The sequence below is a fragment of the Actinoplanes sp. L3-i22 genome (assembly GCF_019704555.1).
GTDB lineage: Bacteria > Actinomycetota > Actinomycetes > Mycobacteriales > Micromonosporaceae > Actinoplanes.
In genome coordinates this window covers 7587674-7604587 of record NZ_AP024745.1, presented here as the reverse complement: position 1 = coordinate 7604587, position 16914 = coordinate 7587674, and the positions used below count along the sequence as shown (strand labels likewise).

14 protein-coding genes and 1 pseudogene are annotated in these 16914 nt (G+C 71.9%); 7 read left to right on the top strand and 8 right to left on the bottom strand.

Translation table 11 applies throughout. The features are described 5' to 3' along the window. Window positions 1-2 precede the first annotated feature (2 nt). Together L3i22_RS34320 and L3i22_RS34315 are read right to left on the bottom strand one after the other, a co-directional pair. Window positions 3-398 (bottom strand): GNAT family N-acetyltransferase, encoded by a 396-nt coding sequence (locus L3i22_RS34320; RefSeq protein ID WP_221321641.1) that lies wholly within the window; start codon window positions 396-398, stop codon window positions 3-5. Beyond that, a complete protein-coding gene (locus L3i22_RS34315) occupies window positions 395-3187 on the bottom strand; it encodes an FAD-binding and (Fe-S)-binding domain-containing protein (RefSeq protein ID WP_255657376.1) in 2793 nt (930 codons plus the stop codon). The genes L3i22_RS34320 and L3i22_RS34315 overlap by 4 nt, the downstream gene beginning before the upstream one ends. Before the next feature lie 118 nt (window positions 3188-3305). On the opposite strand from L3i22_RS34315, the gene L3i22_RS34310 reads away from it, so the two are divergent. Continuing rightward, complete coding sequence (locus L3i22_RS34310; RefSeq protein WP_221321640.1) at window positions 3306-3713, top strand: hypothetical protein; 408 nt, start codon at window positions 3306-3308, stop codon at window positions 3711-3713. Window positions 3714-3788: 75 nt separating this feature from the next. On the opposite strand, the gene L3i22_RS34305 is transcribed toward L3i22_RS34310, so the two are convergent. From L3i22_RS34305 to L3i22_RS34280, 6 genes and pseudogenes are all read right to left on the bottom strand, one after another. After that, window positions 3789-4034 carry a hypothetical protein gene (locus L3i22_RS34305; RefSeq protein WP_221321639.1) on the bottom strand — a complete coding sequence of 82 codons (246 nt, stop codon included), beginning with the start codon at window positions 4032-4034 and terminating at the stop codon, window positions 3789-3791. A gap of 39 nt (window positions 4035-4073) precedes the next feature. Then, window positions 4074-4973 (bottom strand): hypothetical protein, encoded by a 900-nt coding sequence (locus tag L3i22_RS34300; protein WP_221321638.1) that lies wholly within the window; start codon window positions 4971-4973, stop codon window positions 4074-4076. Between the two features lie 28 nt (window positions 4974-5001). Then, entirely contained in the window at window positions 5002-6804 is a 1803-nt protein-coding gene (locus L3i22_RS34295; protein ID WP_221321637.1) for a PQQ-binding-like beta-propeller repeat protein, read from the bottom strand. Between the two features lie 158 nt (window positions 6805-6962). Next, on the bottom strand, window positions 6963-8285 hold the full coding sequence (locus tag L3i22_RS34290) for an FAD-binding oxidoreductase (protein ID WP_221321636.1): 1323 nt from the start codon (window positions 8283-8285) through the stop codon (window positions 6963-6965). Then, window positions 8282-9106, bottom strand: coding sequence for a sulfurtransferase (locus L3i22_RS34285; protein WP_221330294.1), 825 nt, complete (start codon window positions 9104-9106; stop codon window positions 8282-8284). The genes L3i22_RS34290 and L3i22_RS34285 overlap by 4 nt, the downstream gene beginning before the upstream one ends. Window positions 9107-9205: 99 nt before the next feature. Beyond that, window positions 9206-10165, bottom strand: a pseudogene (locus L3i22_RS34280) (ketopantoate reductase family protein); the annotation flags it as partial. A 99-nt stretch (window positions 10166-10264) separates the two neighbouring features. On the opposite strand from L3i22_RS34280, the gene L3i22_RS34275 reads away from it, so the two are divergent. From L3i22_RS34275 to L3i22_RS34250, 6 genes are all read left to right on the top strand, one after another. Beyond that, complete coding sequence (locus tag L3i22_RS34275) at window positions 10265-11104, top strand: LysR family transcriptional regulator (RefSeq protein WP_221321635.1); 840 nt, start codon at window positions 10265-10267, stop codon at window positions 11102-11104. A gap of 125 nt (window positions 11105-11229) precedes the next feature. Continuing rightward, a complete protein-coding gene (locus L3i22_RS34270) occupies window positions 11230-11967 on the top strand; it encodes an alpha/beta hydrolase (RefSeq protein WP_221321634.1) in 738 nt (245 codons plus the stop codon). After that, complete coding sequence (locus tag L3i22_RS34265; protein WP_221321633.1) at window positions 11964-13169, top strand: LLM class flavin-dependent oxidoreductase; 1206 nt, start codon at window positions 11964-11966, stop codon at window positions 13167-13169. Before L3i22_RS34270 ends, L3i22_RS34265 begins: the two co-directional genes overlap by 4 nt. Continuing rightward, the gene (locus L3i22_RS34260; RefSeq protein ID WP_221321632.1) at window positions 13166-14308 is read left to right on the top strand and encodes an acyl-CoA dehydrogenase family protein; all 1143 of its coding nucleotides are present in this window, start codon (window positions 13166-13168) and stop codon (window positions 14306-14308) included. Before L3i22_RS34265 ends, L3i22_RS34260 begins: the two co-directional genes overlap by 4 nt. Window positions 14309-14328: 20 nt before the next feature. Beyond that, window positions 14329-15921: an ABC transporter substrate-binding protein gene (locus L3i22_RS34255; protein ID WP_255658739.1), complete on the top strand. Its 1593-nt coding sequence runs from the start codon at window positions 14329-14331 to the stop codon at window positions 15919-15921. A gap of 13 nt (window positions 15922-15934) precedes the next feature. After that, complete coding sequence (locus L3i22_RS34250; RefSeq protein ID WP_221321630.1) at window positions 15935-16891, top strand: ABC transporter permease; 957 nt, start codon at window positions 15935-15937, stop codon at window positions 16889-16891. Window positions 16892-16914 lie beyond the last annotated feature (23 nt).

Genomic DNA, 16914 nt, shown 5'->3' with positions numbered 1-16914 from the left:
CGTCAAAGCGGTTTGGTGCAGAGCACATCCGGCGCGGGCAGGTACCCGAGCTCCTGCCAGAACCGCAGCCCGGCCTCGTTGTGCGGCAGCACCAGCAGATTGATCCGCGGGCACCCCAGCGCCGCAAACCGCGTCTCCAGCTCACGGACCAGCCGCGTAGCGATCCCCTGCCGGCGCCGACCCGGATCGACGGCGAGCCGGAAGATCCACCCACGCCGCCCGTCCCACGTGCCGAGAATCGCCCCGACGACATCATTTCCGGACTCGAAAACCAGGAACAACTCCGGATCGCGGGTCAACTTCACAGTCAATTCCGATTTGGGTACGACGTCAGCCCCGGCCGCGGTCCACACCGCCGCGACCGCGTCGTAGTCGTCCCAGCGAAACGCCCGGATCACGTGCGGGGCAGCGCGTTCGCGAGCAGCTGCACGAGGTGCACCCCCGACACGTCGGCGAGATCGTCCGCCTGGGTCCGGCAGGAGAACCCGTCCGCCAGGAAGATGTCCCCCTCCTCGGCCTTGGCGAGCGCCGGCAACAGCTGCTGCTCGGCGACCGCTACTGATACCTCGTAGTGCCCGCGCTCCACCCCGAAGTTCCCGGCCAGCCCGCAGCACCCGCCGAGCCGCTTGACCGTCGCCCCGGTCTGTTTCAGCAGCTTGGCGTCGGCTTCCCAGCCCATCACGGCATGGTGATGACAGTGCGGCTGGGCGATCACCCGTACCCCGGCAAGTGAGGGGGGAGACCAACCGGGAGTGGCGGCAAGCAGCTCAGCCACCGTCCTGGTGGCCGCCGCGACCTCCCGGGCGGCCTCGGTGTCGACGAGCTCGACCGCGTCCTGTCGCAGCACGCCGGTGCAGGACGGTTCCAGGCCGACGATCGGGATGCCCTGCTTGACCGCGCGGTGCAGCTCGTCGACGGTGGCGCCGAGGATGCGCCGGGCGGCGTCGAGCTGGCCGGTGCTGATCCAGGTCAGCCCGCAGCAGGCCTTCCGGCTGGTGACCTGCGGCGCGTAACCGGCGTCGACGAGCAGGTCGACCGACGCCTGCGCGATCTCCGGCGCAAAATGATCAGTGAAGCTGTCCACGAACAGGATCACCGGCTTGCCGGTCTTGATCGGCTTGAAACCCGACTTGAAAGTCTTAGGAGCAAATGTCGGAATCGATCGTCGCGAGTCGACGCCGGCGGCGAAAAGCGCCAGCCCACGGATCCCCGGCAGGCTGGTCATCAGGTTCGCGAGGCGGGGAAGACGAGAGGCCAGCCGGGACCACCGAGGCAGCCACCCGAGCGAGTAATGCGACCGCGGCCGAGCCCGCCCCTGGTAGCTCTGGTGCAGCACCTCCGACTTGTACGCCGCCATGTCGATCCCGGTCGGGCAGTCCGAAGCACACCCCTTGCAGGACAAACAAAGATCAAGCGCATCGTGTACGGCCGGCGCCCGCCAGTCCGGCGCCAGGTCCCCGTCGAGCATCTCCTGGAGCACCCGCGCCCGCCCGCGCGTCGAGTCCTTCTCGTCCTTGGTGGCCAGGAACGACGGGCACATCACGCCGCCGAGCACCGTGGTGTCGGCACGGCACTTGCCCACGCCGGTGCACCGGTGCACCGCCTGGTTGAAATCTCCGCCGTCGTGGTGATAGGCGAGGGCGAGTTTCGTCGTCACCGGCCGGGCCTGCGCGACCCGGATGTTCGCGTCCACCGGATCCGGGTCGACCAGGTTGCCCGGGTTGAGCAGGTTCGCCGGGTCGAACGTGTGCTTGATCTGCCGGAACAGCGTCATCGCCGCGGGGGAGTACATCCGGCTGAGCAGCTCACTGCGCGCCCGCCCGTCCCCGTGCTCGCCGGACAGTGACCCGCCGTAGCTGACCACCAGGTCGGCGGCGTCCTCCAGGAACGCCCGGAACTTGCCCGGCCCACCCGGCTTGTCCAGCGGAAAGTCCAGCCGCACGTGCACGCAGCCGTCGCCGAGGTGCCCGTACGGCATCACCGAGAGTCCGTGCCGCGCGCCGAGCGCGTCGAAGTCCCGCAGATACGCCCCGATCTTGGCGGGCGGCACCGCCGAGTCCTCCCAGCCACCGTGCGCGGGCAGGCCGCTCGGCGCCCGCCCGGCCAGCCCGGCGCCGTCCTCGCGGATCTTCCACAGCGGCGCGGCCAGCGCCGGATCCTCGACGACCAGGTGGTCGATCGCGTGCGCCGCCGGGATCAGCGCGTCGACCCGCGACCGGACCTCGTCCGCGTCGTCGCCGGCGATCTCGACCATCAGCCAGGCGGTGCCACCGGGCAGCGGCGGGACGGCGTCCGGCCCGCGCCGGCTGCGCACCACGTCGCAGATCCGGTGGTCGAGGCCCTCGCACGCGGTCGGCTTGAACTCCAGGATGCCCGGGATGACGTCGCCGGCGGTGCCGAAGTCGGGGTAGCCGAGGACCACGAGCGTGCGGAACTTCGGGTCGGCGACGAGTCGTACCGTCGCCTCGGTGACCACCGCGAGCGTGCCCTCGCTGCCGACCAGGAACTCGGTGAGGTTGAACCCGTTCTCCGGCAGCAGGTGCTCGACCGCGTACCCCGACACCTGCCGCCCGAACGTCGCGAACTCGGTCCGCCCGACCGCGAGATTCGCCCCGATCAGATCCCGCAGCGAATCGACGATCTTCGACGCGAAAAGGTCCTCGCCGTCGATCGTGAAGGCTTTCAGATCAACGACATTGTCCGACGTACGGCCGTAGCCCAGCGTCCGTGACCCGCAGGAGTTGTTCCCGATCATCCCGCCGATCGTGCAGCGTGTGTGCGTCGACGGATCCGGCCCGAACCGCAGCCCGAACGGTTTCGCCGCGGCCTGCAGCACCGACTGCACCGTCCCGGCCTGCACCCGCGCGGTCCGCGCGTCGCCGTCGACCTCGAGCACCCGGTTCATGTGCCGGCTGAAGTCCAGGATCACCCCCGGCCCGATCGCGTTGCCGGCCACCGAGGTGCCGGCGCCCCGCGCGGTGACCGGGATCCCCAGCTCCCGGCTGACCGCCAGGGTGGCCAGCACGTCGTCGTCGTGCCGCGGCCGCACGATCGCCTGCGGCACGATCCGGTACAGGGAGGCGTCGCTCGCATACGCGGAGCGATGCGCCGCGTCGGTCAGCACATCGGTCACGCCGGCCCGGTTCAGGCTCTGCACGAGGTCGGTCGAAATCGCAGCGGTCGTCACGTTGTTTCCAGTGCAATCTGTAGTCGGGCAGTCCCCGCACATTACCGACATGCCGGCCCGACCCGTCGGAGCCTTCCCGCAGCTCGGGACTTGGGTCACTGTTCTCTATGATCACCGGGTGCCCGACGTCGCGGAGTGCGTGAGCAGGAGCTGCACCACCGGCTGGCTCGACTGGATCCACGGCGAGCTGTGGCTGACCCCCTGGGCGCTGGTCCGCCGCCGCCTCACCCTCGCTGAGACGATGAGCAACGGTTACGGCCCGACCGTCCGCCTGCCGCTCCCGCAGCTCGACGCGGCCTGGCTGAATCCCGGCACGATCCTGTCCGAGCATCACACCAACAAATTCATCCTGTATGACTCGATCGCCGCGGCCCAGCTGGTCAAGGGCACCGTCTCGGGCGCGTTGCGGATCACCCTGCACGACGGCACCCGGCACAAACTCCTCTGGCTGAACAACGACCCGGCCCACGCCGTCCTCTTCGCCCACCTGCCCGCCGTTCTCGGGAGCCGCGTCCGCCTGTCCTGACCGCGGCCATCCGGTCCGGGTGGCGCGGTGTCCTCGCTCCGCCGCCACCGAGGCCCGACAGCTCCCGCCCCGAAGTCAGTTGTCCTGGTCTTCGGCGTAGGCCTGGGCGATCACCCGCAGGGCGTGGGCGAGGCCGACATAGCGGTCGTCGGCCGGATCCATGATCAGCCACTCGGCCGCCAGCGATTCGATCAGGTCGAGCATCGGCAGATGGCTGTTGAGGAGCGCGTGTGGGCCGAATTGATTCGCGACATAGGCGTATTCGTGGTTGTCCTCCTGGATGCGCCGGATCATGTCGCGGATCAGTTCTTGATCGTCCATCCGCCCATCCTGGCCCCTCGGGGGCTTGCGGGTCTGCCCTCAGCGGTCGTGCACGCGGAAGCGCCCGCCGGTCTCGGTGTATCGCGCGCCGTAGGACTTCGCCGCGCCGGTGACGGCGAAGAAGTCGGCGACCGGCACCCGGGCGGGGTCGGTGTGCAGGTGTCCGGCGGCGTCGAGGTAGCTGGTGGCGCGGGCCCCGGTGGCGTCGATGTGGTCGATCGCGAAGTACCAGCGGTAGTTCTGGCGCGCCGCGGACACGGAGATGCGCAGGGTCTCCCGTTCCGTGACCGAGACGTCCAGGTCGCGGTCGGTGAAGTACGCCTTGCCGGCGCTCATCAGCGATCGCGGCGGCGTGTCCATGTCCAGGGTGACCGACCGGGTCGGCGGGTCACCACCGCAGTAGGTCTGCAGCTCGGTGCCGGCCGTGCTGGGGGTGGTGGCGAGTCCGTCGACGCGCACGTCGAGGATCCGGGTGGGGCGTTCCAGCAGGCCGGTGAAGACGACCTCGACGGTGATCGAGCCGACGGGCGCGGCCCGCTCCGTACGCAGGAAGTCGTTGAAGCCCGCGGCGCCGGAACCGGCCAGGCCGAGCAGTTGGGCGGCGTCGGTGTCCGGGTCGACGACCCGGTCGATCGCGTAGATCTGCCCGCACCGGGGGATGACCGTGACCGCGGGTTCGAAGCCGCTGCCGGGCGTGGGCTTGGGATCCGGGGCGGGCGGCACGTGGCGTTCGGCCTGTTTCGAGGCCCAGGCGCCCACGGCGATCACGATGATCGCCAGGAGCGCCCCGCCGATCTTGGCTGTCATCGCCTTGTACCAGGGCTGCTTCTCCTCACCGGCGGGCGGCGCGGAAGTCGGCGCCGGCGGCTCGGAAGCCGGCGGCGCGGCGCGGCCCGGTCCACGGCTCTGCGGCGGCTTCTTGTTCTTCTTGCTGGTCACGAACGTCCTTTCGACCTGCGGGGCGGCACTAGGCGGAACATCCGGCGGCGACGGCGGGATCGGCCAGGCGATCCGCGACGGTGTCGGCCAGCCGCTGCAGCGGCCGCGTGTCCCCGATCGCCGACACCGAGGCCAGGCAGGGACCGACCGAGAACGACAGTCGATGATGGTCGCCGGTCTCGCTGCCGTCGCCGCTGAGATCGTCCCACCGCAGCGCGGGCCGCCGGGCCGTGCCGACGGTGGCCGGCGTGGGATCCCGGCTGTACAGGTTGAACAGCTCGACCGCCTTCGCCGCCTCGTCGTCGTTCCCGAACAGCCAGTTCACCGACACGGTCACCTCGGTGCCGGCGATCGACGAGGGCAGGAACCGGCAGCGGGCCGGCCCGGGCAGCGCGGCGTCGCGCCGCTGGGTGGTCACCGGGGTGACCACCGGCTTCCCGGCCGGGTAGGCGTCGCGGTAGTCGGCCGCGGACAGCAGCCGGCAGGCGTCGGGCCACCGGGCGGCCGCGACGTCGGTGCCCAGGAAGCCGGTGGCGCCGCCGGTCAGCCGGATCCTCGCGAGCCGGCCGTCGTCGTAGACGCCGGACCGCAGCAGGATCGAGCCGTCCGCGAAGACGCCGGCGATCTCCACGTCGGCCCGGCCGGTGGCGGACAGGGCCAGGTCACCGGAGCGTTGATCGATCAGCCCGACCACGTTCGGCCACAGGGTCGGCACCGTCCCGACGAGGTACAGCAGGCCGCCGGCGGCGCGGATCCGATATCCCTCCGACCCGTCGAGACGCGTCCCGGCGTACGGCAGGACCCGCTCCCACCGGGCTACCCCGGTCCCCGGGTCGACCAGGCTGAGCGTCACCTCCCCGCCGGCCCCGCCGCGTTCCAGCAGGAGCCCGTCCGGTGCCGGCCCGCCGTCCGGCGCGATCGGGGCCTGTCCGTCGAGGAGCGGCAGCGGCGTGCCGTCCGAAGCGCGGAACAGGACGCCGCGCTCGGTGGAGACCCGGACCAGCGTGGTCGTCCCGGCCGGGAACGCGGTGAGGTAGGCCAGGCCGTCGTCCCCCTCGGCGGGGTTGCCGGCGACGTGTCGCGACGCCCGCTCCGCGCCGGTGTCGCCGTCGAGCAGGACCAGCCGCAGCGCCGGTCCGCAGATCTCGGAGAGCGCGACGACGCCCGGCCCGGTGACCATGTCGTGGAGCGTGCAACCGTCCGGGGTGGGCCGGCTCCAGCGCACGCCGCCGTCGTTCAGGCCGACGCGGACGACGGCTTCGCCGCACTCGCTGGTCACCGCGCTGTTGTCGACGAAGAACCGGGAGTCGCTGCAGGTGCCCTGCGCCGTCCACTGCCAGCGCGTCGCACCCGTCGCCGGGTCGAGCGCGACGACGCCGGTGCCGGTCCGGAGGATGAGGTGCTCACCGGTGAGGGCGATCGCGGTGCCCAGCCCCGGATCGGACTTCCAGGCGAGGCGCCCGGTGGACAGCCGTACGGCGTAGATCCGGGATTTGTCCGAGGTGAGAAACCCGATCCCGGCGACGGCGGCGAGGCTCCCGTCCGGGTTGTGCACCCACTGACCGTCGGTCCGGCCACCCCAGCGCCGCAGGCCGTTGTGCGCGTCGACGACCTGCATCCCGTTGATCCGGTCCAGCGGGTCGGCGAGGTCGAGCAGCGCGACGCTGCCCGAGCGCTCGTCCAGCGCGGCCTCGCTGAACTCGCCGATCGGGATGTCCCAGACGGTCACCAGCCCACCGGACGGCAACGGCGCCCGGGCCGGTTCCGCCGGAACGACCGCATCGCGGCTGACCAGCGCGGCGGTCATCAGCACCGGCAGGACAGCGGCCATGATCAGCGCTGCGGTTCTCGGGGGAGTTCGTCGATGCACGCCCCAAAGTGGTCCGTGACCTCGGCGGTTACCAGAGGTCTGTCGCGTTCGTGACACCGTTCGTACCCGTTGGATCAATCCCCGATGGCCCGACCGGACCCGCGGCACCGGCCGCCGGGCTACAGGGCCTTTCCCGGGTTGAGGATGCCGTGCGGGTCGAAGACGGCCTTGATCTGCTGCTGCAGGCCGAGCGAGAACGGCCCGGCCTCGCGTGCCAGCCATTGCCGCTTGAGCACGCCGACGCCGTGTTCGCCGGTCACCGTCCCGCCCAGGGTGAGGGCCAGTTCGAAGATCTCGTCGGCCGCCCGCGACGCCGCCTCCGGGATCGGGGAGCCGTAGGAGCCGGCCACGATGATCGGGTGCAGGTTGCCGTCGCCGGCGTGCGCCAGGGTGCAGATCGGGACGTCGTGCCGGGCCGCGATCGCGCCGATCTCGCGCACGGCGAGGGCGAGCTTGGACCGGGGTACGGCGATGTCCTCGATCAACGGCCGCCCGAGGCGCTCGATCGACGGCAGGGCCTGCCTGCGGGCGTACAGCAAATGCTCTGGATCTTGAGAGACCTGGACCGAGACCGCCCCCTTGCCCAGCACCGAGGCGGCGTCAGCCGCCTCCGCCGGACCGCCGTCGAGCTGCACGATCAGCAGCGCCGACCCGGAGGACCGCAGCGCGGGATCGATCGCGTCCAGCGTCGCCTGATCGAGAAGTTCCGCGAGGACCGGCTGGATCCGGGCCTCCGCGAGCGCCACCGACGCCTCCGCGGCGGCCTCGATGTCCGGGTAGTAGGCGGCGATCGTCGAGGTCGCGGCGGGCAGCGGCCGCAACCGCAGCGTCGCGGAGACGATGACCCCGAGCGTGCCCTCCGAGCCGACGAAGAGCCCGGTCAGGTCGTAGCCGGCGACGCCCTTGAGGGTCGCGCGCCCGGTCGAGAGCCGCTCGCCGCCGGCCAGCACGACGTCCAGGCCGAGGACCGCGTCCCGGGTCACGCCGTACTTCGCGCAGCGCAACCCGCCGGCGTTGGTCGCGATGTTCCCGCCGATCGTGGAGATCTCCAGACTGGCCGGGTCCGGCGCGTAGCGCAGCCCGTGCTCGGCGGCGGCCCGGTCCAGGTCCGCGGTGATCACCCCGGGTTCGACGACGGCGACGCCGTCAGCCGGGCGGATGTCCAGGATCCGGTTCATTCCGGCGAGGTCGAGAACGACCTCGCCGGCCCCTGCGGTGGTTGCGCCGGTCAGCGCGGTTCCGGCTCCGCGCGGGACTATCGGGGTACGGGTGAGGAACGCGCCCGTCAACACGGCTTGCACGTCCTCCACGTCTCGCGGGAAGACCACCGCCGCCGGAGCCCCGTCCGGCTCCCACCCGGACCGGTCCAGCCGCCGTGCCGCGACCACGTCGGGCGCGGCGCTCCACGGCACCCCGGTCCGGGCCAGCCACTCCAGGCTCACGGCCGGTCCCCGGTCGCCACCGGCCGCGCCGGGTCCGCCGACCAGGCCGACCACGACCCCGGGTAGAGCGCCGCGTCGATCCCCGCGACGGCCAGCGCCGCGATCTGATGCGCCGCGGTCACCCCGGATCCGCAGTAGACGCCGACCGTCCCGCGCACGTCCGCGAACCGTTCCCGCAGCTCGTCGGCGGTCTTGAAGTAAGGGATCCCGGATTGCAGGTTCTCCCCGGTCGGCCTGCTGACCGCCCCGGGAATGTGCCCGGCCCGTGGGTCGATCGGCTCGACCTCGCCGCGGTAGCGTTCGCCGGCCCGCGCGTCCAGCAGCGTCCCGGTCCGGGGCAGGGCGGCCGCCTCGTCGGCGGTCAGCACCGGCAGGTGGCCGCCGTCGAGCACGACGTCGCCGGCCGCCCGCGGCCGCGCCGATCCCGAGGCTTCGGCGTAACCGGCGGCACGCCACGCGGCCAGGCCGCCGTCGAGCAGGCGTACGTCGGCGACCCCGCCCCAGCGCAACAGCCACCAGGCCCGGGCCGCGGCGAGTCCACCGCTGTTGTCGTAGACCACGACCGTGGTCCCCGCGTTGATGCCCCACCGCCGCGCGGCCGCCTGCAGCTGCCGCGGCGACGGCAGCGGGTGCCGCCCGGCGAGCGGCTCGTGCGGCCCGGCCAGCTCGGTGTCCAGGTCCACGTAGACGGCGCCGGGCAGGTGCCCGTCGTGGTAGTGCTGCTCGCCGTCCGGGTCGCCGAGTGCCCACCGCACGTCGAGCAGTACCGGCGGGTTCGGCTCGGCGGCCTGCCGGTAGACGTCCTCGGCGGAGATCAGCACGGCGGGCCGCTCGGCGGGCTGTCCGAAAATGACGGCCAGGTCGGTGTCGTCGAGCGACCCGGCCGGCGTGCCCTCGGCGATCGCGCGGTGGACGCGGGCCTGGATCGCCGCGGCGGCCGGGGCCGGCACCCCGTGCAGGCGCCCGAGCAGCACGATCTCCCCGTCCAGGTAGTCGGTCTCGGGCACGGCCGCGCGGGTCAGGCTCTGCCGGGTCGAGTTGCCGGCCCGCGGGTGGGTGGGGATCTCGGCGACGCCGAAGCCCCGCTGGTCCGGGGTGGCCGGCACGATCCCGGCGGCGGCGTAGACGGCCCGGGCCTCGGCGCGCAGCACCTCGACGGCGCGGTCCCGCAGCGGGCTCGGCAGGTAGAGCGCGTCGAGCGTGTTGACCAGGTTCCCGAGCAGCTTGGCGGCCTTGTGCGCGGTGATGTCCGGAACCACGTGCACGACGAAGCCGCCCTGTCGCAGCCCGCCGGCGACCCGCTCGGCCACGGGTGAGGCTGCGGGTGAGGCGGCGTCCGGGTAGCGGCCGAGGAACAGCACGGCCGGGACCGGGTCGGCGTGGTTGACCACCTCGCCCGGCACCACGTAGGTCGCCGGGATCCAGACCACCCCGCCGATCACCTGCGCGAACGAGCGCAGCGCGATCCGCTCGCTGGCCAGGCCGTTCTGCAGGGTGACCAGCGGCAGATCGGTGGCCGCCACCCCGGTGCCGCCGTCGGCCCGCTTCACCGGGCGCCACGCCCAGGCGCGGACCGCGGCCTCGGTGTCCTGGCTCTTGGTGGCCAGCAGCAGGATGTCGTTCCCGGTCAGCTCGACCTCGTCCGGGCCGGCCGCGACCGGGATCCGCAGCTGGTGCGTGCCGTCCGGCCGTACGTAGGAAAGCCCTTCGGTCCGCAGGGCGGTGAGTTGGGCGCCTCGGGCGACCAGCAGCGTCTCGACTCCGGCCCGGTGCAGCTCGGCGGCGATCGAGGCGCCGACCGCGCCCGCGCCGATGACCACATACCGAGAAGAGTGGCCGATATCACCGATAGTTTCAGTAGGAATTGAAGCCGAAGTCATGCAGGTCAGCATGGATGCCGCCCGACGCCTCTGTCCAACACTGAATTCCGATCGGAATCGAGCGCGTTTGCTTATCGGTGCGCTGCTAGCGTCCGGCGCATGGGGCAGATCCTGGACATCGTCGCGCTGCGCAGCCTGGTCGCGGTGGCCGACTGCGGCGGCTTCCACCGGGCCGCGGCCACCCTGCGGATCAGCCAGTCCGCGGTCAGCCAGCACGTGCGGCGGCTGGAGAAGGTGCTCGGCCGGCCCGCCGTCGAACGCCAGGGCCGGGCGGCCGTGTTCACGCCGGAGGGGCAGGCGCTGCTCGGCGAGGCCCGGCGGATCCTGACCGCGCACGACGAGGCGCTGCGCCGGCTGATCGGTCCCGGTCGCCCGACGATCACGGTCGGCGCCACCGAGCACGCCGCCGACCTGATCCTGTCCGCGGTCACCGCGGCGCTCCCCGATCACCAGGTGCGCTTCCGGATCGACCGGACCCGCCGGCTGGACGCGGCCGTCGACCGGGGCGTGCTCGACCTGGCCGTGCACCTGGCCGAGGCGTCGTCGGTGGACGGCGTGCCGATCGGCGCCCTGCCGCTCACCTGGTACGCGGCGTCGACCTGGCAGGCCCCGGCCGGCCCGGCGGTCCCGCTGGTCGCGATCGAGGAGCCGTGCGTGCTGCGCCGGCGGGCGGTCGCGGCGCTGTCCGCAAACGGCCGCGACCCCTACGTCGTCTGCGACAGCGGCTACGTCGCCGGCGTCTTCGACGCGGTCCGCGCCGGCCTCGGCGTCGCCCTGATGGCCACGGCGGCCTCCACTCCGGAGGGCCTGACCGAACGCGCCGACCTGCCCACCGTCACCCCCGCCCCGGTCAGCCTGCGTGTGCGCGCGGGCGCTGACCCGCACCTGGCCGAAGCCGTCCGCGAAGGCCTGCAGGCAGTCCTCGCCCCGGCGGCGTAGCGGTCCATCGGGGATCGATAAGCGGGCGTGATCGTAACGATCGCGGATTGGTGTTGGACAGGCGAAACTAAAACCTACTAGTTTGGTGGGCGTTCTAGGGTTTGCCTACGGAAGGTCCGCGCCCCATGACTCTCGCCTCCGAGGACACCGTCCTCACCTGGACCGAACCCACCCCGATCCCGCTGCGCGGGACGCTGGTCCTGCTTCCCGGGCGCGGCGAGTCCGCCCAGGTCTACGAGCGCTTCGGGCGGCGGCTGGCCGCCGACGCGTACCGGGTGCACGCGATCACGGCGCCCAGCGACGACCCGGACCTGGCCGCCGAGCAGATCACCGACATCTTCAAGACCGCCGACCCGGAGAAGCCGCGGATCGTGGTGGGCTCGGACGCCGGCGCCGCGTACGCCGCCCACCTGGCCGCGACCCACCGCCTGCCCCGCGCCTCCGCGCTGATCCTGGCCGGTCTGCCGGCCGCGCCGACGGCCGCGGTGACCCTCGACTGGGCGGGCGAGCTGGACGCCCGCAGCCTCTGTCCGACCCACCGCGGCCGGATCAGCGACGCCGGGGTCCGCCCCGGTGAGCTCTTCACCGACCTGCCGGCCGGGTGGTTCGACCCGGACGTCCCCGGCGAGATCACCGTCCCGGTCCTGGGCCTGCACGGCCGGCTCGACCCGATCAGCCCTCTCGACAGCATCCGCGGGTGGTACGCCGCCGTGCCCCGCGCCGAGCTCGTCAGCATCGCCGGCGCACCGCACGACGTGCTCAACGACCAGACCCACCGCACTGTTGCCGCCACCGTCGTGCTCTTCCTGGAGCGGCTGCGGGCCGGCAACGACCTGGCGACCAAGGAGAGGACCTTCTCATGAGCACCCCCGATTTCGGTACGGACCTGCCCGCCACCGCGTCGCCCGAGGCCGAGTTCATCAGCCTGACCCACCTGAACCCGTCGACCGAGCTGAACCCGCTCCCGTCGCGCGGCATCGACTTCGACTTCTTCAAGCGGTACGTGGCCACGCTGGAGGAGTCCGGCTACGACTACACGCTGCTGCCCTACGGCTCGAACAGCGCCGACTCGTTCGTCACCGCGGCCGCGGTCGGCCAGCTCACCGAGCGGATCCGGCCGATCGTCGCGCTGCGCCCGAACACCACGCCGCCGACCGTCGGCGCGCAGAAGCTGGCCACCCTGGACCAGCTCACCCAGGGCCGCGCGGTGGTCCACCTGATCTCCGGCGGCAGCGACGCCGAGCAGGCCCGGCAGGGCGACTACCTGCCCAAGCACCAGCGGTACGCGCGCACCTCGGAGTACATCGACGTGCTGCGCCGCTCGTGGACCGAGCCGGCGCCGTTCAGCCACGCGGGCGAGTTCTACAAGTTCGACGAGTTCGGGCCGGGCTTCGCGCCGTACGCGGGTCCGATTCCGATCAGCATCGGCGGGCAGTCCGACGAGGCGTTCGCGGTCGGCGGCGCGAAGGCCGACATCTTCAGCTTCTGGGGCGAGCCGCTCGACGACCTGCGTAGCGAGATCGAGCGGGTGCACGGCATCGCCCGGGACGCCGGCCGGACCACGCTGCCCCGGATCTGGGTCACGTTCCGCCCGATCACCGCGGCCACCGACGAGCTCGCCTGGGCCAAGGCCCACGACTACGTCACCAAGATCGAGAAAAACTTCGCGAGGGTACGGCCATTGCTGGCCGGCACCAACCCGCAGAACGTCGGCTCCCAGCGGGCCCTGGCCTTCGCGAACGAGAAGGAGCTCTACGACCGCGCGTTGTGGACCCGGACCGCGGCCGTGACCAACGCGGCCGGCGCCTCCACCGCGCTGGTCGGCTCCCCGGAGACGGTCGCCGCCGCGATCCTGGACTACATCGACCGGGGCGCGTCGCTGGTCTCGATCCGCGGCTACGACACGCTCGCCGACGCCGCCGACTACGGCAAGCAGGTCCTGCCGCTGGTCCGCCAGGAGCTCGCGCACCGCAAGTCGACCGGTCAGCGCGGCCGCCTGCAGGCCGAGCACCTGGGCAACTACGGCGCCGAGTACCGCGAGTTCGCCACGGCCGGCCAGCCGTGAGGTTCGCCGCCCCCGATCTCTCCCGTGACGCGCTGGCCAAGGTCACCGATGAGATCGCCGCGCACGCCGCCGAGTTCGACCGCACCGGCGACATCCCGTGGCCCGGGCTCGAGGCCGCGCACCGGGCCGGCCTGCTCACCGCGACCGTCGGCACGCAGTTCGGCGGCCCGGGGCTCGGCCCGAGGGACACGGCCCGGATCCTGACCGCGATCGGCGAGGGTGACGCCTCGGTCGGGCTGCTCGCCGCGAACCTGCTCAACACCCACACCGCCCAGGCCACCCACCCCACCTGGCCGGCCGGGTACTACGACGACCTGCTGCGCCGCTCGGCGGAGGGCCCGGCGCTGGCCAACGCGATCCGCGCCGAGCCCGAGCTCGGCGCCCCGGCCCGCGGCGGGCTGCCCAAAACCACGATCACCCGGGTCGGGGACGGCTGGCTGCTCAACGGCCACAAGGCCTACGCCACCGGCGGCGCGGCCCTGGCCTACCACGTGGTGTGGGCGACCGCCGACGACGGCCGGGTCGGGCACGTGATCGTCCCGGGGGAGAGCGCCGGGATCACCTGGGTGGACACCTGGGACCACATCGGGCTGCGCGCCTCCAACACCCACGACGTCGTCTACGCGGACGTCCGCGTGCCGGCCGACGCGTTCGTCGAGATCCCGCGCGGCGCCGACGGCGTCTACCGGGATCCGGCCGCCGCCACCGGGCCGGGCAGCTTCGGTCACCCGGCGCTCTACCTCGGGGTGGCCCGGGCGGCCCGCGGCGCGTTCGCCGACTACGCCCGCAGCCGGGTGCCCACCGCCCTGGGCCGCCCGATCGCCGAGACCGAGCGCATCCAGTCGGTCGCCGGCGAGATCGAGCTGCAGATCACCCAGGCCGAGACGCTGCTGCACGGCGCGCTGCTGCGCCTGGCCGCCGGCGACCAGCCGGACCTGTCCGCGATCAAGGTCGCGATCGCCCGCTCGGTGATCGCCGCGACCCAGACCGCGGTCGCCGCCCTCGGCAACCCCGGCCTCTCCCGTCACCACCCCCTGGAACGCCACCTGCGCGACGCGCTCTGCATCCGGGTCCACCCACCCCAGGAGGACGCCGTGCTCCTGGCCAGCGGACGCCGCGTACTCAAAAAGGATAAATAGTGAGAAAATTTGCAGTAGTGATGGCGGCCGGACTGCTGGCCCTGAGTGGGTGCGGCGGGAACTCCGCGACCTCGGCCGAGGGGAAGACCCTCAAGGTCTCGTTCTGGCCGGACAACCCGACGTTCTCCTGCATCGATCCGTTCCAGGTCTACTGGATCGAGAGCCGCACGATCATCCGCAACTTCGCCGACTCGCTGACCGATCAGGACCCGAAGACCGGCGAGATCGTCCCCTGGCTCGCCGAGAAGTGGGAGATCAGCCCGGACGGCAAGACGTATACATTCCACCTCAAGGACGGCGTGACGTTCGCCAACGGCAAGAAGCTGGACGCGCAGGCGGTCGCCGATGACGCGGCCGGGTGGATCGCGACGGTCAAGGCGACCAACGGCGCGGCCTACGGCGCCTCGTACATCCAGGGCCTGACCGGCGCCAAGGTCGTCGACCCGCTGACCGTCGAGTTCGACCTGAGCCGGCCGAACTCGTCGTTCCTGCAGGCCACGTCCACGACGAACCTGGCCATCACCGACCCGGCGGAGTTCGCGCTCAGCCCGGCCGACCGGTGCACCGGCAAGGGCGTCGTCGGCTCCGGCCTGTTCGCGCTGGACCACTACACCGCCAAGGTCGAGACGGTGCTGACCAAGCGGGCCGGCTACACCTGGGGCTCGGGGACGTCGGCCAACCGCGGCGAGGCGCAGATCGACAAGGCGGTCTTCAACTACGTCGCCGAGGACAGCGTCCGCACCGGCAACCTGGTCAGCGGCGCGACCGACATCGCCTGGCCGCGCAACCCGTTCTCGCCGCAGGACGAGCAGCTGATCAAGAAGTCCGGTGACACGGTGGAGAGCCGCTCGCTGCCCGGCGTCGCCTACAACCTGTACGCGAACACGTCGGCCGGGCACGTGCTGGCCGACCCGGCGGTCCGGCAGGCGCTGAGCAAGGCGATCGACCGCAAGACGTACGCGACCACGATCTACGGCGCGGACTACCCGACCGTCGAGGGGCCGTTCGAGACCACCACGCCGTACTTCAAGTCCCTCGCGGACAAGCTGGCCTACGACGTGGACGGCGCGAAGAAGCTGCTGGACGGGGCCGGCTGGGTCCCGGGCGCGGACGGCATCCGGGCCAAGGACGGCAAGAAGCTGACCATCGACTTCCCGATCACGGCCGGCTCGGCCGGGCCGGAGCTGCTGCAGGCCCAGCTCAAGCTGGCCGGCATCGACCTGGCGCTGCGCACGCTGACCACCGCCCAGCAGGCGACCTACCTGAAGGAGGGCTCGTACGACCTGACGAGCACCTACTTCACCCGCGCCGACCCGGGCGCCCTGCAGTTCATCCTGAACCCCGAGGTGGCCAACTCCAAGGCGCTCGCCACCAACGCGACCACCCCGGACGTCACCAAGAAGATCCAGGACCTGTTCGCCAAGGCGCTGCAGACCACCGACGAGAAGCAGACCGAGCAGACGTACGCCGAGCTGCAGGACTACCTGGTCGACCAGGGCGTCACCATCCCGCTGTTCGAACGGCTGCAGAAGGCCGGTGTCAGCAGCAAGGTGCACGGCTTCGCGTTCACCTCGGAGAGCTTCCTCAAGCTCAACGACGTCACGAAGGACTGAGAGGACGCGACCCATGATCCGCTACGTCGTGGGTCGCGTCGTGCAGGCGGGCGCCGTCCTCTGGGCGGCGTTCACCCTGACCTTCGCGATCCTGTACCTGCTGCCGAGCAACCCGATGCAGCTGCAGCTGGCCGCCGCCGGCATCCAGGAGGACAGCCTCACCCCGGACCAGTTCGCCGCGATGCAGCACCGGTTCGGTCTCGACGAGTCGATCTGGGCGCAGTACCGGCACCACCTGGCGGGCGTGCTGCACGGCGACTTCGGCGACTCGCTGACCCAGCAGGTGCCGGTCACCGACCTGATCGGCCAGCGGATCGGCCCGACCCTGCTGCTCAGCGTCACCGCCGCGGTGGTGACGCTGATAGCCGGGTCGGCCCTCGCCTACCTCGCCACGTTCGTCCGCTGGAACCCGCTGCGCGTGGTGCTCACCCGGCTGCCGGCGCTCGGCGCGTCGTTCCCGCAGTTCTTCATCGCGCTGTTCCTGATCCAGTTCCTGTCGTTCCAGCTCGGCTGGCTCCCGGCCACCGGCAACGAGGGCGCCCAGTCGCTGATCATGCCGGTCCTGACCATCTCCGTGGTGACCTCCTCGGTGCTCGCCCAGGTCCTGATCAAGAGCTTCGACGAGACGCTCACCCAGGCCTACATCACCACGGCAAGGGCAAAAGGCCTCTCCCGTACGGCGGTGCACCTGCGCCACGCCTTCCGCAACGCGGCGCTACCCGCCATGACGATCCTCGGCGTGATCGTCGGCCTCACCGTGACCAGCTCGATCGTCGTCGAGACGGTCTTCACCCGGGAGGGCGTCGGCAAGCTCGCCCAGGAGGCGGTGCTGGCCCAGGACGTCCCGGTCGTCCTGGCCGTCGTGACCCTCGCGGCGACCGTCTTCGTGACGGTGAACCTGATCGTCGACCTGCTGTATCCGCTGCTGGATCCACGGATCTCGCACACCCCGGAGGTGGTTCCCGTATGACCGCCGTGGTCACCGAGGCGGTT